The 16017-nt window shown below is 61.4% G+C and carries 17 protein-coding genes and 1 pseudogene; 16 read left to right on the forward strand and 2 right to left on the reverse strand.

Translation table 11 applies throughout. From position 1 onward, the window contains the following. The first annotated feature begins 456 nt into the window (after positions 1 to 456). From AC0L24_RS08275 to AC0L24_RS08350, 16 genes and pseudogenes are all read left to right on the forward strand, one after another. Positions 457 to 747 carry a Dabb family protein gene (locus AC0L24_RS08275; RefSeq protein WP_127323248.1) on the forward strand — a complete coding sequence of 97 codons (291 nt, stop codon included), beginning with the start codon at positions 457 to 459 and terminating at the stop codon, positions 745 to 747. 112 nt (positions 748 to 859) lie between these two features. Next, positions 860 to 1750 (forward strand): VOC family protein, encoded by an 891-nt coding sequence (locus AC0L24_RS08280; protein WP_127810408.1) that lies wholly within the window; start codon positions 860 to 862, stop codon positions 1748 to 1750. Beyond that, positions 1747 to 2607, forward strand: coding sequence for a 3-deoxy-8-phosphooctulonate synthase (gene kdsA / locus AC0L24_RS08285; RefSeq protein ID WP_473563638.1), 861 nt, complete (start codon positions 1747 to 1749; stop codon positions 2605 to 2607). Before AC0L24_RS08280 ends, kdsA begins: the two co-directional genes overlap by 4 nt. 96 nt (positions 2608 to 2703) lie before the next feature. Continuing rightward, positions 2704 to 2907 (forward strand): annotated as a pseudogene (locus AC0L24_RS08290) (dodecin family protein). Between the two features lie 86 nt (positions 2908 to 2993). After that, positions 2994 to 3359 (forward strand): PRC-barrel domain-containing protein, encoded by a 366-nt coding sequence (locus AC0L24_RS08295; protein WP_127397501.1) that lies wholly within the window; start codon positions 2994 to 2996, stop codon positions 3357 to 3359. 374 nt (positions 3360 to 3733) lie between these two features. Continuing rightward, positions 3734 to 5008: a phosphopyruvate hydratase gene (gene eno, locus AC0L24_RS08300; RefSeq protein WP_127397502.1), complete on the forward strand. Its 1275-nt coding sequence runs from the start codon at positions 3734 to 3736 to the stop codon at positions 5006 to 5008. Between the two features lie 162 nt (positions 5009 to 5170). Then, positions 5171 to 5494 carry an FtsB family cell division protein gene (locus AC0L24_RS08305; RefSeq protein ID WP_127270588.1) on the forward strand — a complete coding sequence of 108 codons (324 nt, stop codon included), beginning with the start codon at positions 5171 to 5173 and terminating at the stop codon, positions 5492 to 5494. A 193-nt stretch (positions 5495 to 5687) separates the two neighbouring features. Continuing rightward, on the forward strand, positions 5688 to 6725 hold the full coding sequence (gene pdhA / locus AC0L24_RS08310; protein ID WP_127272717.1) for a pyruvate dehydrogenase (acetyl-transferring) E1 component subunit alpha: 1038 nt from the start codon (positions 5688 to 5690) through the stop codon (positions 6723 to 6725). Positions 6726 to 6740: 15 nt separating this feature from the next. Further along, positions 6741 to 8141 (forward strand): pyruvate dehydrogenase complex E1 component subunit beta, encoded by a 1401-nt coding sequence (locus AC0L24_RS08315; protein WP_127810315.1) that lies wholly within the window; start codon positions 6741 to 6743, stop codon positions 8139 to 8141. 18 nt (positions 8142 to 8159) lie between these two features. Beyond that, positions 8160 to 9524: a pyruvate dehydrogenase complex dihydrolipoamide acetyltransferase gene (locus tag AC0L24_RS08320; protein ID WP_127810316.1), complete on the forward strand. Its 1365-nt coding sequence runs from the start codon at positions 8160 to 8162 to the stop codon at positions 9522 to 9524. 13 nt (positions 9525 to 9537) lie between these two features. Next, positions 9538 to 9954: a hypothetical protein gene (locus tag AC0L24_RS08325; protein WP_127810317.1), complete on the forward strand. Its 417-nt coding sequence runs from the start codon at positions 9538 to 9540 to the stop codon at positions 9952 to 9954. Then, positions 9951 to 10586, forward strand: a complete 636-nt coding sequence (locus tag AC0L24_RS08330; RefSeq protein ID WP_127810318.1) for an SGNH/GDSL hydrolase family protein — start codon at positions 9951 to 9953, stop codon at positions 10584 to 10586. The genes AC0L24_RS08325 and AC0L24_RS08330 overlap by 4 nt, the downstream gene beginning before the upstream one ends. 222 nt (positions 10587 to 10808) lie before the next feature. Then, positions 10809 to 12254, forward strand: coding sequence for a dihydrolipoyl dehydrogenase (gene lpdA / locus AC0L24_RS08335; RefSeq protein ID WP_292703237.1), 1446 nt, complete (start codon positions 10809 to 10811; stop codon positions 12252 to 12254). 89 nt (positions 12255 to 12343) lie between these two features. Continuing rightward, positions 12344 to 12601, forward strand: a complete 258-nt coding sequence (locus AC0L24_RS08340) for a GlsB/YeaQ/YmgE family stress response membrane protein (protein ID WP_127322932.1) — start codon at positions 12344 to 12346, stop codon at positions 12599 to 12601. A 137-nt stretch (positions 12602 to 12738) separates the two neighbouring features. Continuing rightward, complete coding sequence (lipA, locus tag AC0L24_RS08345) at positions 12739 to 13704, forward strand: lipoyl synthase (protein ID WP_127408712.1); 966 nt, start codon at positions 12739 to 12741, stop codon at positions 13702 to 13704. 12 nt (positions 13705 to 13716) lie between these two features. Further along, on the forward strand, positions 13717 to 14175 hold the full coding sequence (locus AC0L24_RS08350; protein ID WP_127810320.1) for a type II toxin-antitoxin system RatA family toxin: 459 nt from the start codon (positions 13717 to 13719) through the stop codon (positions 14173 to 14175). 104 nt (positions 14176 to 14279) lie between these two features. Here AC0L24_RS08350 and AC0L24_RS08355 read toward each other — a convergent pair whose 3' ends face one another. Next, positions 14280 to 14762 (reverse strand): CinA family protein, encoded by a 483-nt coding sequence (locus AC0L24_RS08355; protein ID WP_127810322.1) that lies wholly within the window; start codon positions 14760 to 14762, stop codon positions 14280 to 14282. Further along, a complete protein-coding gene (locus tag AC0L24_RS08360; protein WP_127810323.1) occupies positions 14759 to 15988 on the reverse strand; it encodes a bifunctional 2-C-methyl-D-erythritol 4-phosphate cytidylyltransferase/2-C-methyl-D-erythritol 2,4-cyclodiphosphate synthase in 1230 nt (409 codons plus the stop codon). Before AC0L24_RS08360 ends, AC0L24_RS08355 begins: the two co-directional genes overlap by 4 nt. Positions 15989 to 16017: the final 29 nt, after the last annotated feature.

Consider the following 16017-nt stretch of genomic DNA (forward strand, 5'->3'; position numbering starts at 1 on the left):
GAGCGGGCTCGAACGAAGTGCGCGCCCCCTACCAGAGCTTCAGCGCTTCCCGGTGAATCCGTGCGACAATCTTCCACGTCATGCGGGGAAACTTCAAGGGGCAGGCTGCAAGCGGGGCTGTGCCAAGCAGATTGCTCCCGCCGGCGGGCATCTGTGCCTGTGCACAGCCAAGGCGCAGCGCGTCAAAAAACGCCTATGACCGCAGAATTCCTTGTGCGATAGATTTAGCCATGCGTTATGTAATCGTCATTGCCGCCATCGCATTTTTTTTGATCTGGGATGGCATGTACAATCAGGGCCGCTATCTCGACACCGCTGTGAAAGAGCTTAGTCATGTTGTGCGATATGTTACCAGCAAAGCTTAACTCCAGTGGCAGCAGCCGCGACATCCTTGTCGATTGACGCCAACGTCCTGCCGTCACAAAAGACCCCGGCACTTTGATCGAGGAGGCGGGGTTGATCCGGCATATCGTTTTCTTCAGCGCGCGGCGAAAAGAGGATGTCGAGGCTGTGCGCACCGGCTTGCTGGCGCTCGGCGACATTCCTCATTCCAGCCTGTTCGAGGTCACGCTCAACACCAAGGTGGATCCGCTGTCGGATGAGGTCGATGTGGTTGTCTATGCGGAGTTCGTCGATGACGCCGCGCTGGCCGCCTACAAGGCGCACCCGCTCTACGCGCAGACCACCAGCAAGGTCAAACCGATGCGTGAACTGCGCTATTCCGCCGATGTAGTCGCGGGGAGCTGATCGAACCTTGCTCCAGGGGCGCCTTTCGACGTCCGGTGAATTGACGGGCGAACTGGCCGGTATTGCGATCAAGTCTTGAACGGCTTTGCGGAATGATGCACATCGCGCCTGCATGACCAAAACCGCAGCCGCAGGCACCCATCCGCTCGATCATCTGGTGCTCCCGACGCACAGCCTCGATGTGGCGCGAGCCCGGCTCACCGCGCTTGGCTTCGTCGTTGCCCCGACCGGAATCCATCCGTTCGGAACGGAAAACTGCTGTGTTTTCCTGGCCGACGGCACCTATCTCGAACCTTTGGCGGTCGGCGACGAGCAGGTGGCGGCAAAGGCTATCGCAGACGGCAATGTCTTCGTCGCGCGTGATCGCGCCTATCGCGACAGCAACGGCGACGAGGGATTTTCCGCCATTGTTCTAGGCACGGGCAATGCCGATGCCGACCATGCACGCTATGTCGATGCCGGCATCTCGGCGGGAGACATGCTGGGTTTTTCGCGCGCCTTCACCGACCCTGCCGGCAAAAGCGACATCGCGTCGTTCAAGCTCGCCTTTGCGGCCGGAGCCGAAGCCACGGACGCCTTTCTGTTTGCCTGCGAGCGGGTCAACGCGCCTGATGTGGATCGCACGGCTTTGCAGGCCCACGCCAACGGCGCGACCGGAATTGTCGAGATCTTGGCGGTCAGCGATGCGCCCGGAAAGCAGCATGGGCTGATTTCCGTGGCGGTGGATGATCCGGCCGCCGACGGGCAGGGCGGCATTTTTCCCTTGCCGAATGCGGATTTGAGCGTGCTTGACCGCGCGGCTTTCACCGCGCGCTTCGGCCTGCCGGCCGGCGCGCCGACAGATCTACGCTTCGCAGCGGTGGTCTTTTCGGTCCGGAACGCCGATGTGACATCGAGGCTGCTTGCAGCCAATTCCGTCCTACACAATATAGCGGGCAATGATATCGTCGTGCGGCGTGCACCCGGACAGGGCGCGGCCTTTATCTTCCGGGAGATCCCATGAGCAAGCCGCAAGCGTCCAATTCGATGGCGCCCAATTCGTCTGTAGCCGTCGGCAATGTCGTCTTCGACAACAGGGCGGCTTTGTCCCTGATCGCCGGCCCGTGCCAGTTTGAATCGCGCCAGCATGCCTTCGACATGGCCGGCGCACTGAAGGAACTGACCGGCAGGCTCGGCATAGGCCTCGTCTACAAGACCAGCTACGACAAGGCCAACCGCACCTCGCTGTCGGCGACGCGCGGCGCCGGCATGGACGCAGCCCTTCCCGTCTTCGACGAACTGCGCAAGGAATTTTCGCTCCCCGTGCTGACCGATGTCCACACCGAGGAGCAGTGCGCCATCGTCGCGCCGCATGTCGATGTCCTGCAGATTCCGGCTTTCCTGTCGCGCCAGACCGACATGCTGGTCGCCGCGGCGAAAACCGGCAAGGTGATCAATGTGAAGAAGGGGCAGTTCCTCGCCCCCTGGGACATGAAGAACGTCGTCGCCAAGATCACCGGTTCCGGCAATGCCAATGTGCTGACCACCGAGCGCGGCGCCTCCTTCGGCTACAACACGCTGGTCTCCGACATGCGCGCTCTTCCCATCATGGCCGAGATCGGCGCGCCGGTGATCTTCGATGCCACCCATTCGGTGCAGCAACCGGGCGGGCAGGGCGGGTCCTCGGGCGGTGAACGTCGTTTTGTCGAGACGCTGGCGCGCGCGGCCGTCGCTGTTGGCGTTGCCGGCGTGTTCATCGAGACCCACCAGGATCCTGACAATTCGACCTCGTCGGATGGCCCGAACATGCTGCCGTTAAAGGACATGCCAGCCTTGCTCGAGCGGCTGATGGCATTCGACCGTATCGCCAAGGGCCTCTAAGGCCGGACGCATACCCTGCCGACTGCCGGCGCTTGTGGAAGGCACGAGCCGGCTATACGCTTGCCTTGCAACTGAGCGTTTTGGCAGGAGGAAGCCATGTCCGTCGCCCGCGTCACCGAAATCACATCGTCGTCGAAGAAGAGCTTTCAGGACGCCATCGAACAGGGAATTGCGCGCGCCTCGAAAACCCTGAAGAACGTCGAGGGCGCTTAGATCCAGGACCAGAAGATCGTCGTCCAAGACGGCAAGATTGTTGCTTATCGCGTCAATATGAAGGTTACCTTCATCCTCTCGGAGTGACCGGGCGTCGCCGAAAAAGTCGGGAACCTTCGCCCGCGCCCCTCATTGTCCAAGTATGGTTCTAAACCACAATGAGGAGCACAATCATGACAACCCAGACAGGTCACACCCAAGCCATCGCCGCTTCACGGGTCATCGGTACATCGGTCTACAATACCGAAGGCACGAGCATCGGAAGCATCGAGGATGTGATGCTCGACAAGATGACGAACGGCATCATGTTCGCGGTGATCGGTTTTGGCGGCTTCCTCGGCATTGGCGAAAAATATCACGCCATTCCGTGGGCAAGCCTCGACTATGATGAGGACAAGGGCGGCTATGTCGTGCCGTTTTCCAAGGAACAACTCAGAGCGGCGCCTGCCTATTCGATCAACGAATTGAGCGGGGCGGATGGCGAGGTGGCGCGCGACGAATCTTACAATTACTACAAGGTCACGCCTTACTGGCATTGACAGCAACGACAAAGCGGCCCCGTCGAGAGACGGGGCCGCTTTGTATTCTGGCTTATTCGCTGACATGTAAGGGGGCCATCGCCTTCGGCGGCGACTGCTGATTGTCGCACGACGTCAGGAATGCCGCCGCGATCAGGAACAGACTCACGATACCACTCAACTGGGACATGGCGAAACTCCTCCTGTTTCGCCCCGCGCGCTGCACCTTAACCGGAAGTCAGCCGACCGTACATGACTTATGATGACAGCGATTTGCGCTTCGTGAATCGTTCAGAGGCTGATGCCGCGGCAATAATTGCCGGCCGGCCGATTGCCTTTTGCAGCACTTTGGCTAAGACGTGCGGCATTCTTCAGATCAATCGAGGACATCGCAAATGACCGCCATCATCGACATTGTCGGGCGTGAAATCCTGGACAGCCGTGGAAATCCGACCGTCGAGGTCGATGTCATTCTCGAAGACGGCTCGATGGGCCGCGCGGCGGTGCCGTCGGGTGCTTCGACCGGCGCCCACGAGGCCGTCGAACTGCGCGACGGTGGCGCCCGCTATCTCGGCAAGGGCGTGCTCAGGGCCGTCGAAGCGGTGAACGGCGAGCTGTTCGAGGCCATCGGCGGCATGGAAGCCGAAAACCAGATCCATATCGACCAGACCATGATCGAGCTTGACGGCACGCCCAACAAGAGCCGGCTTGGCGCCAATGCCATTCTTGGCGTTTCGCTAGCGGTGGCCAAGGCGGCCGCCGATGCCGCCGGCCTGCCGCTCTACCGCTATGTCGGCGGCACCAAGGCGCATCTCCTGCCGGTACCGATGATGAACATCATCAATGGCGGCGCGCATGCCGACAACCCGATCGATTTCCAGGAATTCATGATCCTGCCGATCGGCGCGCCGACGCTGCGCGAAGGTGTCCGCTGGGGTTCGGAAATCTTCCATACGCTGCGCAAGAAACTGAAGGACGCCGGCCACAACACCAATGTCGGCGACGAGGGCGGCTTTGCCCCGAACCTGAAAAGCGCGCCTGTGGCGCTCGATTTCATCATGGAATCGATCGAGCAGGCCGGCTTCAAGCCGGGCGACGAGATCGCGCTGGGCCTCGATTGCGCCGCGACCGAGTTCTTCAAGGACGGCAACTACGTCTATGAGGGCGAGAAGAAGACGCGCGATCCCAGGGCCCAGGCCAAATACCTGGCCAAGCTTGCCGCCGACTATCCGATCATCTCGATCGAGGACGGCTTGGCCGAGGACGACTGGGAAGGCTGGAAGTACCTGACCGGCCTGATCGGCAAGAAGACGCAGCTAGTCGGCGACGACCTGTTCGTCACCAATACGGCGCGGCTGCGCGACGGCATCCGCATGGGCGTTGCCAATTCGATCCTCGTCAAGGTCAACCAGATCGGCTCGCTGACGGAAACGCTCGACGCCGTAGAGACCGCGCACAAGGCCGGCTACACTGCCGTCATGTCGCACCGCTCGGGCGAAACCGAGGATTCGACCATCGCCGATCTCGCGGTTGCCACCAATTGCGGACAGATCAAGACAGGCTCGCTGTCGCGCTCCGACCGCATGGCCAAGTACAACCAGCTGATCCGCATCGAGGAAGAACTCGGCAAGCAGGCAAGCTATGCCGGCAAGTCGGTGGTCAAGGGCTGATCCAGAAACACCGGCTCATCGATACCGGACAAAAGGGCGGGAGCATTCCCGCCCTTTTTTGTTTCGACGCCGCCCAACAGGACACCCGTAACCGTCCGTTAAGCACAATCGGGCGAAAAAGATCGTGAGCCGCCTGAGTTCGCGGCCGCGAGGATTTGGATCATGTGGACGCGTCAGCACAAGCAGAGAAACACCGGCCGACTGATCATTCCCTCGCTTTGCGTGGCGTTCCTGGCCTATTTCGGCTTCCACGCCTATCACGGCGAATTCGGCATCTATTCGAAATATCAGCTGGAAGCCCAGACGGTGGCGCTGCAAGGCCAGCTCGATGTGATCAAGGCGCGCCGCATGGAACTCGAGCGCCGCGTTCGGTTGATGCATGAAGGCACGCTCGAAAAGGACATGCTCGATGAGCAGGCACGCAAGGCGCTCAATCTGTCCCAGGCTGACGAAATCACCATTATGTTGCCGACCTCGTCGAAATAACTGATTTCAAGTTAATCATCAATATTTTCAATGATTTTAATCGCTTAGGCGCATGCCAGCTATGCAAATTCGGCATGGCGCAACGCTTTGACGCGTGTTAGCCTCCCTTAAATCGGTGGGGAAGAGCTGATCTCCCCAGAGCAGATTTCATCTGCTCTAATGTCCACAAAGAGACGCCAACAGGGAGTGATGCATGGCCACCGCCGCCAGAAAAGCGCCTGCCAAATCCAAATCCGACGGCAAATCGGGGCTTTCGGCCCCCAAGCCTGCCGAATTCACCAAGGACGAAGAGCTTGCCGCTTACCGGCACATGCTGCTCATCCGTCGTTTCGAGGAAAAGGCCGGCCAGCTTTACGGCATGGGTTTCATCGGCGGCTTCTGCCACCTCTATATCGGCCAGGAAGCGGTCGTCACCGGCATGAAGATGGCACTGATCGATGGCGATCAGATGATCACCGCCTATCGCGACCACGGCCACATGCTGGCGATGGAACTGTCGCCGCGCGGCGTCATGGCCGAGTTGACCGGGCGTCGGGGCGGCCTGTCCCGGGGCAAGGGCGGCTCCATGCACATGTTCTCCAAGGAAAAGCACTTTTACGGCGGCCACGGCATCGTCGGCGCGCAGGTGTCGCTCGGCACGGGGTTGGCCTTCGCCAACCGCTACCGCGACAACAACAATGTTTCGCTGACCTATTTCGGCGATGGCGCGGCCAACCAGGGCCAGGTCTATGAAAGCTTCAACATGGCCTCGCTGTGGAAGCTGCCGGTGATCTACATCATCGAGAACAACCGCTATGCCATGGGCACCTCGGTGTCGCGCTCTTCGGCGGAAACCAATTTTTCGCACCGTGGCGCCTCGTTCAAGATTCCCGGCATCCAGGTCGACGGCATGGATGTCCGCGCCGTCAAGGCCGCCGGCGACCAGGCGACCGAATGGTGCCGCGCCGGCAATGGGCCGATCATTCTCGAAATGCAGACCTACCGCTATCGCGGTCACTCGATGTCCGACCCGGCCAAATACCGCTCGAAGGAAGAAGTGCAGAAGATGCGCTCGGACCATGACCCGATCGAGCAGGTCAAGGCACGGCTGATGGAAAAGAAGTGGGCGACCGAGGACGAGCTCAAGACCATCGACAAGGAGGTCCGCGACATTGTCGCGGATGCCGCCGAATTTGCCCAGAACGACGCGGAGCCGGATCCGTCCGAGCTCTGGACCGATATCGTATTGTAACGGGAGGGCAAGGACATGCCGATCGAAATTCTCATGCCCGCTCTCTCGCCGACCATGGAAGAGGGCAATCTTTCGAAGTGGTTGAAGAACGAGGGCGACAAAGTCGTCGCCGGCGACGTCATCGCCGAGATCGAGACCGACAAGGCGACGATGGAAGTCGAAGCCGTTGACGAAGGCACGCTGGGCAAGATCCTGATCGCCGCCGGTACCGAAGGCGTCAAGGTCAACACACCGATCGCCGTGCTGCTACAGGACGGCGAAAGTGCCGGGGATATCGGCAAGGCCGCGGCGCCCGCCAAGGCGGAAGCGCCTGCAAAGGCAGAGGCTCCGGCGGCCGCAGAGGATAAGGCGGAGGCCGCAAAGCCGGCTGCGCCGGTGGCTGCTGCTCCGAAGACGGAAATCGCCGCCGATCCGGACATTCCGGCCGGCACGGAAATGGTCTCGACCACGGTGCGCGAAGCGCTGCGCGATGCGATGGCCGAGGAAATGCGCCGCGACGGCGATGTCTTCGTCATGGGCGAGGAGGTTGCCGAATACCAGGGCGCCTACAAGATCACGCAAGGCCTGCTGCAGGAATTCGGGCCGCGGCGCGTCGTCGACACGCCGATCACCGAGCATGGCTTTGCCGGCGTTGGCGTGGGTGCGGCGATGGCCGGCCTGAAGCCGATCGTCGAGTTCATGACCTTCAACTTCGCCATGCAGGCGATCGACCAGATCATCAACTCGGCCGCCAAGACCCTCTATATGTCGGGCGGCCAGATGGGCGCGCCGATCGTGTTCCGTGGACCGAACGGCGCCGCCGCACGCGTCGCCGCTCAGCACTCGCAGTGCTATGCCGCCTGGTACAGCCACATTCCGGGCCTGAAAGTGGTGATGCCCTACACCGCCGCTGACGCCAAGGGCTTGTTGAAGGCAGCGATCCGCGATCCGAACCCGATCATCTTCCTCGAGAATGAAATCCTCTACGGTCAGTCCTTCGACGTGCCGAAGCTGGACGATTTCGTGCTGCCGATCGGCAAGGCGCGCATCCATAAATCAGGCAAGGATGTCACCATCGTCTCCTTCGGCATCGGCATGACCTATGCGGTCAAGGCTGAAGCGGAACTGCGTGGCCTTGGCATCGATGCCGAGATCATCGACTTGCGCACGATCCGGCCGCTCGATCTCGACACCATCATCGCCTCGGTCAAGAAGACCAACCGCCTGGTGGTGGTGGAGGAAGGTTATCCGCAGAACTCGGTCGGCGACCATATCGCCAACCAGGTGTCGCAGCGCGCCTTCGATTTTCTTGACGCGCCGGTCATCACCATCGCCGGCAAGGATGTGCCGATGCCTTATGCGGCGAACCTCGAGAAGCTGGCGTTGCCGAATGTCGGCGAAGTCATCGAGGCGGTCAAAGCCGTCATGTATCGCTGAACCGGGCGGGAGGACAAAATGCCAATCAACATCACCATGCCGGCCCTGTCGCCCACGATGGAAGAGGGCAATCTGTCCAAGTGGCTCGTCAAGGAAGGCGACAAGGTTTCGCCGGGCGATGTGATTGCCGAGATCGAGACCGACAAGGCGACGATGGAAGTCGAGGCTGTCGATGAGGGCACGGTTGCCAAGCTCGTCGTTCCCGCCGGCACCGAAGGCGTCAAGGTCAATGCGCTGATCGCCGTGCTCGCCGGAGAGGGCGAGGATGCGGGCGCTGCCGCGAAAAGCGGCGATACTGCCGCACCAGCCAAAGCCGAGACGCCGAAAGCGGAGGCTCCCAAGGCTGACGCACCGAAGGCTGAGACACCCAAGGCCGAACCGGTCGCGACCGCATCCAAGGCAGATGCGGCTCCGGTTGCCAACGGCCATGCGGCTGGCGAGCGCACCTTCGCGTCGCCGCTTGCACGCCGCATCGCGAAGGAGGCCGGTGTCGATGTGTCTGCCGTGACTGGCACCGGCCCACATGGCCGGGTGGTGAAGTCGGATGTCGACGCGGCGATTGCCGGTGGAGGTGCCCAGGCGGCGCCTGCCGCCAAGGCTCCTGCTGGCGCTCCTGCGCCTGCGGTAAAGGCGATGTCGGATGATCAGGTCCTGAAACTGTTCGAACAGGGCTCCTACGACCTCGTCCCGCATGACAATATGCGCAAGACCATTGCGCGGCGCCTGGTCGAGGCCAAGTCCACCATCCCGCATTTCTACCTGACGCTCGATTGCGAACTCGATGCGCTGCTGGCGCTGCGCACGCAGATCAATGCGGCTGCCCCGGTGAAGAAGACTGACAAGGGCGACGCTCCGGCCTACAAGCTGTCGGTCAACGATATGGTCATCAAGGCGATGGCCATGGCGCTGAAGGCGGTGCCGGATGCCAATGCCTCATGGACCGAAAGCGCCATGGTCAAGCACAAGCATGCCGATGTCGGCGTTGCCGTGTCGATCCCCGGTGGCCTGATCACGCCGATTATCCGCAAGGCCGACGAAAAGACGCTGTCCACCATTTCCAACGAGATGAAGGACCTGGCCAGCCGGGCGCGCAGCCGCAAGCTGAAGCCGGAAGAGTATCAGGGCGGCACCACGGCGGTGTCCAACCTCGGCATGTTCGGCATCAAGGATTTTGCTGCCGTCATCAACCCGCCGCATGCGACCATCCTGGCGGTCGGCGCCGGCGAGGAGCGGGCGGTGGTCAAGAACGGCGAGATCAAGATCGCCACGGTGATGTCGGTGACGCTGTCGACCGATCACCGCGCCGTCGACGGCGCGCTTGGGGCTGAACTGCTGGTCGCCTTCAAGCGGCTGATCGAGAACCCGATGGGCATGCTGGTCTAGGACGGAGAGGGCGGTGCGGATCTTCTTCACCTCCCTCATGGCGTTTTTCCTGTCAGGATTGGCAGGCGGCCTGGTTGCTCAACAGCTGGCGGTCGCAACCCATGCGCAGGAAGAATACATTCTGGTGTTCATGACGTCGGTGCTTGTCACCATTGTTGCAACGATCGTGTTTTTCATCGCGCAGCTTTTTTCGAACGCACCGACGATCATCAACTGGCTGGCCCTCTGCGCAATTCTCCTGTTCGTGCTGATCGGGCTCGGCCTGATCGGTTGGACGTTCTCTCAACCGATCGGCAAGCGCCAGTGGGGAGGCGACCTGCCAATCATCGCCGGCCTGGTTTTGCCGAACCTGGCCACTGTGCTGGTTCACTGGCTGTTCGTGCGCTGGCGGTTGAGGCGCGGCTCGATTAACGCACAGGTGGGCGCATGAAGACGGTTCTTTGCTACGGCGACTCGCTAACCTGGGGCTACAATGCCGAAGGTGGCCGCCATGCGCTGGAAGACCGCTGGCCGAGCGTGCTGCAGGCAGCGTTAGGCGCCGGCGTGCAAGTGATTGCCGATGGCCTCAACGGCCGCACCACGGCCTTCGACGATCATCTGGCCGGTGCGGACCGCAACGGTGCAAAACTGCTGCCAACCGTCCTGACGACCCATGCGCCGATCGACCTGATTGCCATCATGCTCGGCGCCAACGACATGAAGCCGTGGATCCACGGCAATCCCGTCGCGGCCAAGCAGGGCATTCAGCGGCTGATCGACATCGTGCGCGGTCACGACTATCCGTTCGACTGGCCCGCGCCGCAGATACTGATCGTCTCGCCGCCTGTCGTCAGCCGCACCGAAAATGCCGACTTCAAGGAAATGTTCGCCGGTGGCGATGACGCCTCGAAGTTTTTGGCACCGCAATATGCCGCGCTCGCCGACGAAGCCGGCTGTGGCTTCTTCGACGCCGGCAGCGTGGCGCAAACCACCCCTCTCGACGGCGTCCATCTCGACGCCGAAAACACGCGAAACATCGGCAAGGCGCTGGCGCCGCTGGTGCGTGTGATGTTAGCGACATGATAGTCGATGCATTTCTGATCATCGGCATCTGGTTGGCTGTGCATTGGCAAGGCCGCCGAAGTCGGCTTCTTGCAGGCTACGCGCTTCTAGGGCTCTGGGTTTCCGATGCCCTTTCGGTATTGATGCATGAGCCCACTTTCAGGCCTCCAATGCTGAAGCAAGAGCCATGGTCGATACCAAAACCTTCTTTCGGTGAAGCCTCGCTTCAATAAGGACCATAAAATGTCTGAATCCTACGACGTCATCATCATCGGCTCCGGCCCTGGCGGCTATGTCACCGCGGTGCGTTCCGCGCAACTCGGCTTCAAGACGGCGATCGTCGAGCGCGAGCATCTCGGCGGCATTTGCCTTAACTGGGGCTGCATCCCGACCAAGGCGCTGCTGCGTTCGGCCGAGATCATGCACTATTCGGATCACCTGAAGGATTACGGGTTGAAGCTCGACGGCAAAGTCAGCGTCGATACAGCGGCCGTGGTCGATCGCTCGCGAAAGGTCTCGCTGCGGTTGAATGGCGGCGTTGCCTTCCTGATGAAGAAGAACAAGGTCGACGTCATCTGGGGCGAGGCCAAGCTTTCGAAGCCGGGTGAGATCGTTGTATCCAAGACGGCCAAGAAGCCGATGGAGCCGCAGCCGCCGGTGCCGAAAGGCGTCAAGGGCGAGGGCACCTACACCGCCAAGCACATCATCCTGGCGACCGGCGCGCGGCCACGCGCGCTGCCCGGCATCGAGCCTGACGGCAGACTGATCTGGACCTATTTCGAGGCCATGGTGCCGAAGGAGATGCCGAAGTCGCTGCTGGTCATGGGATCGGGTGCCATCGGCATCGAATTCGCCTCCTTCTACCGCACCATGGGCGCCGAAGTAACGGTGGTCGAGCTGCTGCCGGCAGTGATGCCGGTCGAGGATGCCGAAGTCTCGAAATTCGCGCAAAAGCAGTTCGAGAAGCAAGGCATGAAGATCATCCTCGAAGCCAAGGTGACCAAAGTCGAGAAGGGTCCCAATTCGGTCACGGCGCATGTCGAGATGAAGGACGGCAAGGTTGAGAAGATCACCGCCGATCGAATGATCTCGGCCGTCGGCGTGCAGGGCAACATCGAGGGCCTCGGACTCGAGGCGCTTGGCGTGAAGACGGAGCGTGGCTGCGTCGTCATCGATGGCTACGGCAAGACCAACGTGCCGGGCATCTATGCCATCGGCGATGTCGCCGGCCCGCCGATGCTTGCCCACAAGGCCGAACATGAAGGCGTGGTGTGCATCGAGAAGATCGCCAATTTTCCCGGCGTGCATGCCACCGACAAGCTGAAGATTCCGGGCTGCACCTACTGCAATCCACAGGTTGCCTCGGTCGGCCTGACGGAAGCGAAAGCCAAGGCCGAGGGCAAGGATATCCGCGTCGGCCGCTTCCAGTTCGCCGCCAACGGCAAGGCCATTGCGCTCGGCGAGGATCAGGGCTTCATCAAGACCATCTTCGACAGGAAGACTGGCCAGTTGCTCGGCGCTCACATGGTGGGTGCCGAAGTGACCGAACTGATCCAGGGCTTTGTCGTGGCGATTAACCTGGAGACGACCGAGGAAGAGCTGATGCACACCATCTTCCCGCACCCGACGCTGTCGGAGATGATGAAGGAAAGCGTGCTCGACGCCTATGGCCGCGCGCTCAACGCCTGATAGATTGAAAGCGCTGCTACAGATGGAACCCGGCGGCAAGGTACTTCGTTTGCGGATGCGTTTTCACGCATCACACAAGGAGAAGGCATATGCACCTGAATGGCGTCGGCTGGATAGCAGCCATCATCATCGGCGGCCTGGCAGGCTGGTTCGCCGAAATGTTCATGAAGAGCGACACCGGCATCTTCATGAACATCGTTATGGGCATCGTCGGCGCGGTCGTGCTGAACGCCATTCTGCAGGCTCTCAATTTTGGCCCGTTCGGCGTCGGCTGGATTGCCTATCTGATCACCGGCTTTATCGGTGCCTGCCTGCTGATCTGGGCCGGGCGTCTGGTGCGTCGTTAGCATCACTGAAAAGCTGCCATGCGAAAAAGGCTGTTGCGGCATGCGCCGCGGCGGCCTTTTTCTTTGCGTTGAAAAGTCCTAGATGACGTTATGACAGCGAACGCCTGACTGGCGTCGCGAATGAACCAGGTTTCCCGATGGTCACTGTCCTCGATACGATCGCCAACGCCCCGCGCTTGCGGCATCCGGAAAAGGCGCACAAGCCTGACCAGGACGTGCTGCGCAAGCCCGACTGGATCCGCGTCAAGGCGCCGATGTCGAAGGGCTATGCCGAAACGCGCGAAATCGTCAAATCGCACAAGCTGGTGACGGTCTGCGAAGAGGCCGGCTGCCCCAACATCGGCGAATGCTGGGAAAAGAAGCACGCCACCTTCATGATCATGGGCGAGATCTGCACCCGCGCCTGCGCCTTCTGCAACGTCGCCACGGGCATTCCAACCGCGCTTGACCCGGATGAGCCGGCCCGTGTCGCGCATGCGGTCAAGCAGATGGGCCTTACCCATGTCGTCATCACCTCGGTCGACCGCGACGATCTCGCCGATGGCGGTGCGCAGCATTTCGCCGAAGTCATTCGCGCCATCCGGGCGGCAACGCCGCTGACGACGATCGAAATCCTGACGCCCGACTTCCTGCGCAAGGACGGCGCGCTGGAGGTCGTCGTGGCCGCCAAGCCCGACGTCTTCAACCACAATCTCGAAACCGTACCGTCGAACTATCTGACGGTTCGTCCGGGCGCCCGCTATTTCCATTCGATCCGGCTGTTGCAGCGGGTCAAGGAGCTTGATCCGTCGATCTTCACCAAGTCCGGCATCATGGTGGGGCTGGGCGAAGAACGGAATGAAATCCTGCAGCTGATGGACGATCTGCGGTCCGCCAATGTCGACTTCATGACCATCGGCCAGTACCTGCAGCCGTCGAAGAAGCACCATCCGGTGATCCGCTTCGTCACTCCGGAGGAGTTTAAATCTTTCGAGACGATCGGCCGGACCAAGGGTTTCCTGCTGGTGGCGTCCAGCCCGCTGACGCGTTCGTCGCATCACGCCGGCGACGATTTCGCCAAGCTGCGTGCGGCACGGGAAGCGATTCTCAAGAAAACAGCTTAACCCGCTGGTTTCATGCCAAAATTCGAAGCCACCCGACGCGTATCCCATACACCCGAGCAGATGTTCGCGCTGGTCGCCGATGTTGAATCCTATCCGCAATTCCTGCCGCTTTGCGAAGCGCTGACGGTTCGCTCGCGCAAGGAGCGTGACGGGCGCACGGTTCTGCTTGCCGACATGAGCATCGGCTACAAGGCGATCCGCGAAACCTTCACGACGCAGGTGCTGCTGAAGCCCGCCGAGAACACCATCGAGGTGAAGTACATCGACGGGCCGTTCAAATATTTGAGCAACGTCTGGCGTTTCGAAGCGGACGGCGTCGGGTGCACCGTCCGCTTCTTCATCGACTACGAGTTCAAGAGCCGTATTCTGGGCGCGGTCATGGGGACCATGTTCGATCGCGCCTTCCGCATGTTCGCCGAAGCCTTTGAGAAGCGCGCCGACGTCATCTACGGTGCAGCCCCCCGGGTCTAGAGCAGTTCACCGTTTCACGGAAACGGCGACCCGCTCTAACTCCTTGTTTTTACGCAATTCCGGACGGAAAAGCGTTTCACACTTTTCCTGGAATTGCTCTAAGGTTAGCCGAGCGCAAGCAGGCCCAGCTCCAGCGCTTGCCGGACCGTTTCGCGACGAATGAAATCGCGGCCTTTGTCTGCAAAGAGCTGGTGCTCGGCGACAATCGGTCGGCCGTCCAGCGCAACCCCGAACCAGACCAGGCCGACCGGTTTTTCCGCCGAACCGCCGCCAGGCCCAGCGATCCCGGTGACCGCCAGGGTCAGCCCGGCGCGCGAACGGGCAAGCGCGCCTGCCGCCATTTCAATTGCAGTCTCGCCTGAAACCGCGCCATGCGCCTCGAGCGTGGCGGCGGAAACACCGAGCATGTCCATCTTGGCTTCGTTGGAATAGGTGATGAAGCCACGATCGATCACGGCGGACGAGCCGGCGATGTCGGTCAACGCGGCGATGATCATGCCGCCGGTGCAGCTTTCCGCCGTTGCCAGCATAATGCCGCGTCTCTGGCAGGCTTGCAGCAGGGCATTTGCCAGCTCGTTGTGGGTCATTCCGGCACCTCGCCGGGAAACACCACGCTGGCGGTGGCGATCGCCGCAATGCCTTCCTCACGCCCGACAAAGCCGAGCTTCTCATTGGTTGTGGCCTTGATCGAGATGCGATCCGGCGTAATTGCCAGCATCTGCGAAAGGGCTGCGGTCATGGCCTCGCGATGCGGGCCGACGCGCGGCGCTTCGCAGATCAGCGTGATGTCGGCATTGGCGATGCGGCCGCCGCGCGCGCGGACCAGTTTCGCCGCATGCTCGACGAATATGCGCGACGCAGCGCCTTTCCACTGCGGGTCGGATGGCGGAAAATGCGTGCCGATGTCGCCGGCGCCGCAAGTCGCCAGCAGCGCATCGGTCAAGGCGTGCAGACCGACATCGGCGTCGGAATGGCCGGACAGCTTCTTGTCGTGCGCTATGGCGACGCCACACAAAGTGACATGGTCTCCCGGTTCGAAGGCGTGGACGTCGTAGCCATTGCCGGTACGGATGTCGGGAAAGCGCACGCGTTCGCCGGAAAGCCGCTGGTCCGCCATCGCAATATCCCGTGCCCAGGTGAGTTTGACATTGTCCGGCGAGCCCGGAACGATCTTGACCGGAATATGCGCCCATTCGGCGATCGCGGCATCGTCGGTAAAATCCATTTTTCCCAGATGATGGGCTTTCTCGTGCGCGGCAAGAATGGGCCAGAACGGAAAGCCCTGTGGCGTTTGCGCCGCGTGAAGCCCGCTGCGCGATACGGTTTCGCCAACCACGCCGGAGGCCGATTCGCGCTTCAGCGTGTCGGCGACGGGCAAAGCGGGCAACGCGCCCTCGCGCTCGCCGATGGCGGCGATGGTGCGATCTATCAGGTCCGCATCGACAAACGGACGCACGGCGTCATGGATCAGGACCTGCGCCGGCGCCTGGCCTCTAAGGGCAAGCAGGCCGAGCCGAACGGATTCCTGCCTCGTCGCCCCGCCCATGATGGCGATGACGCGCTCGGCATTGGCGCCCGCCGCCTGCCGGAACAGCTCATGGTCATCGGCATGAATGGCGACGACGATCTCGCTGGTCCGCGGGTGGGCCAGAAAAATGTCCAGCGTGTGTGCAATGACGGCAAAGCCGCCAATGTGTTGATATTGCTTCGGTCCGTTGGCCTGTCCGGCGCGCGCACCACGGCCGGCCGCAACGATCACCACCGCGACCTTGCCATCCGCACCCGAAACGTGATTTTCACTTGCGTCAGTCATGCCTGTTTGGTCCTAGCGCACGATCCCGA

The organism is Mesorhizobium sp. WSM4809 (assembly GCF_055811655.1).

Bases quoted from the DNA above. Each gene is read 5' to 3' on its own strand.
- AC0L24_RS08280 (WP_127810408.1), top strand. From the start codon at position 860: ATGACCAAAACCGCAGCCGCAGGCACCCATCCGCTCGATCATCTGGTG.
- kdsA (WP_473563638.1), top strand. From the start codon at position 1,747: ATGAGCAAGCCGCAAGCGTCCAATTCGATGGCGCCCAATTCGTCTGTA.
- AC0L24_RS08295 (WP_127397501.1), top strand. From the start codon at position 2,994: ATGACAACCCAGACAGGTCACACCCAAGCCATCGCCGCTTCACGGGTC.
- eno (WP_127397502.1), top strand. From the start codon at position 3,734: ATGACCGCCATCATCGACATTGTCGGGCGTGAAATCCTGGACAGCCGT.
- AC0L24_RS08305 (WP_127270588.1), top strand. From the start codon at position 5,171: ATGTGGACGCGTCAGCACAAGCAGAGAAACACCGGCCGACTGATCATT.
- pdhA (WP_127272717.1), top strand. From the start codon at position 5,688: ATGGCCACCGCCGCCAGAAAAGCGCCTGCCAAATCCAAATCCGACGGC.
- AC0L24_RS08315 (WP_127810315.1), top strand. From the start codon at position 6,741: ATGCCGATCGAAATTCTCATGCCCGCTCTCTCGCCGACCATGGAAGAG.
- AC0L24_RS08320 (WP_127810316.1), top strand. From the start codon at position 8,160: ATGCCAATCAACATCACCATGCCGGCCCTGTCGCCCACGATGGAAGAG.
- AC0L24_RS08330 (WP_127810318.1), top strand. From the start codon at position 9,951: ATGAAGACGGTTCTTTGCTACGGCGACTCGCTAACCTGGGGCTACAAT.
- lpdA (WP_292703237.1), top strand. From the start codon at position 10,809: ATGTCTGAATCCTACGACGTCATCATCATCGGCTCCGGCCCTGGCGGC.
- AC0L24_RS08340 (WP_127322932.1), top strand. From the start codon at position 12,344: ATGCACCTGAATGGCGTCGGCTGGATAGCAGCCATCATCATCGGCGGC.
- lipA (WP_127408712.1), top strand. From the start codon at position 12,739: ATGGTCACTGTCCTCGATACGATCGCCAACGCCCCGCGCTTGCGGCAT.
- AC0L24_RS08350 (WP_127810320.1), top strand. From the start codon at position 13,717: ATGCCAAAATTCGAAGCCACCCGACGCGTATCCCATACACCCGAGCAG.
- AC0L24_RS08355 (WP_127810322.1), bottom strand. From the start codon at position 14,762: ATGACCCACAACGAGCTGGCAAATGCCCTGCTGCAAGCCTGCCAGAGA.
- AC0L24_RS08360 (WP_127810323.1), bottom strand. From the start codon at position 15,988: ATGACTGACGCAAGTGAAAATCACGTTTCGGGTGCGGATGGCAAGGTC.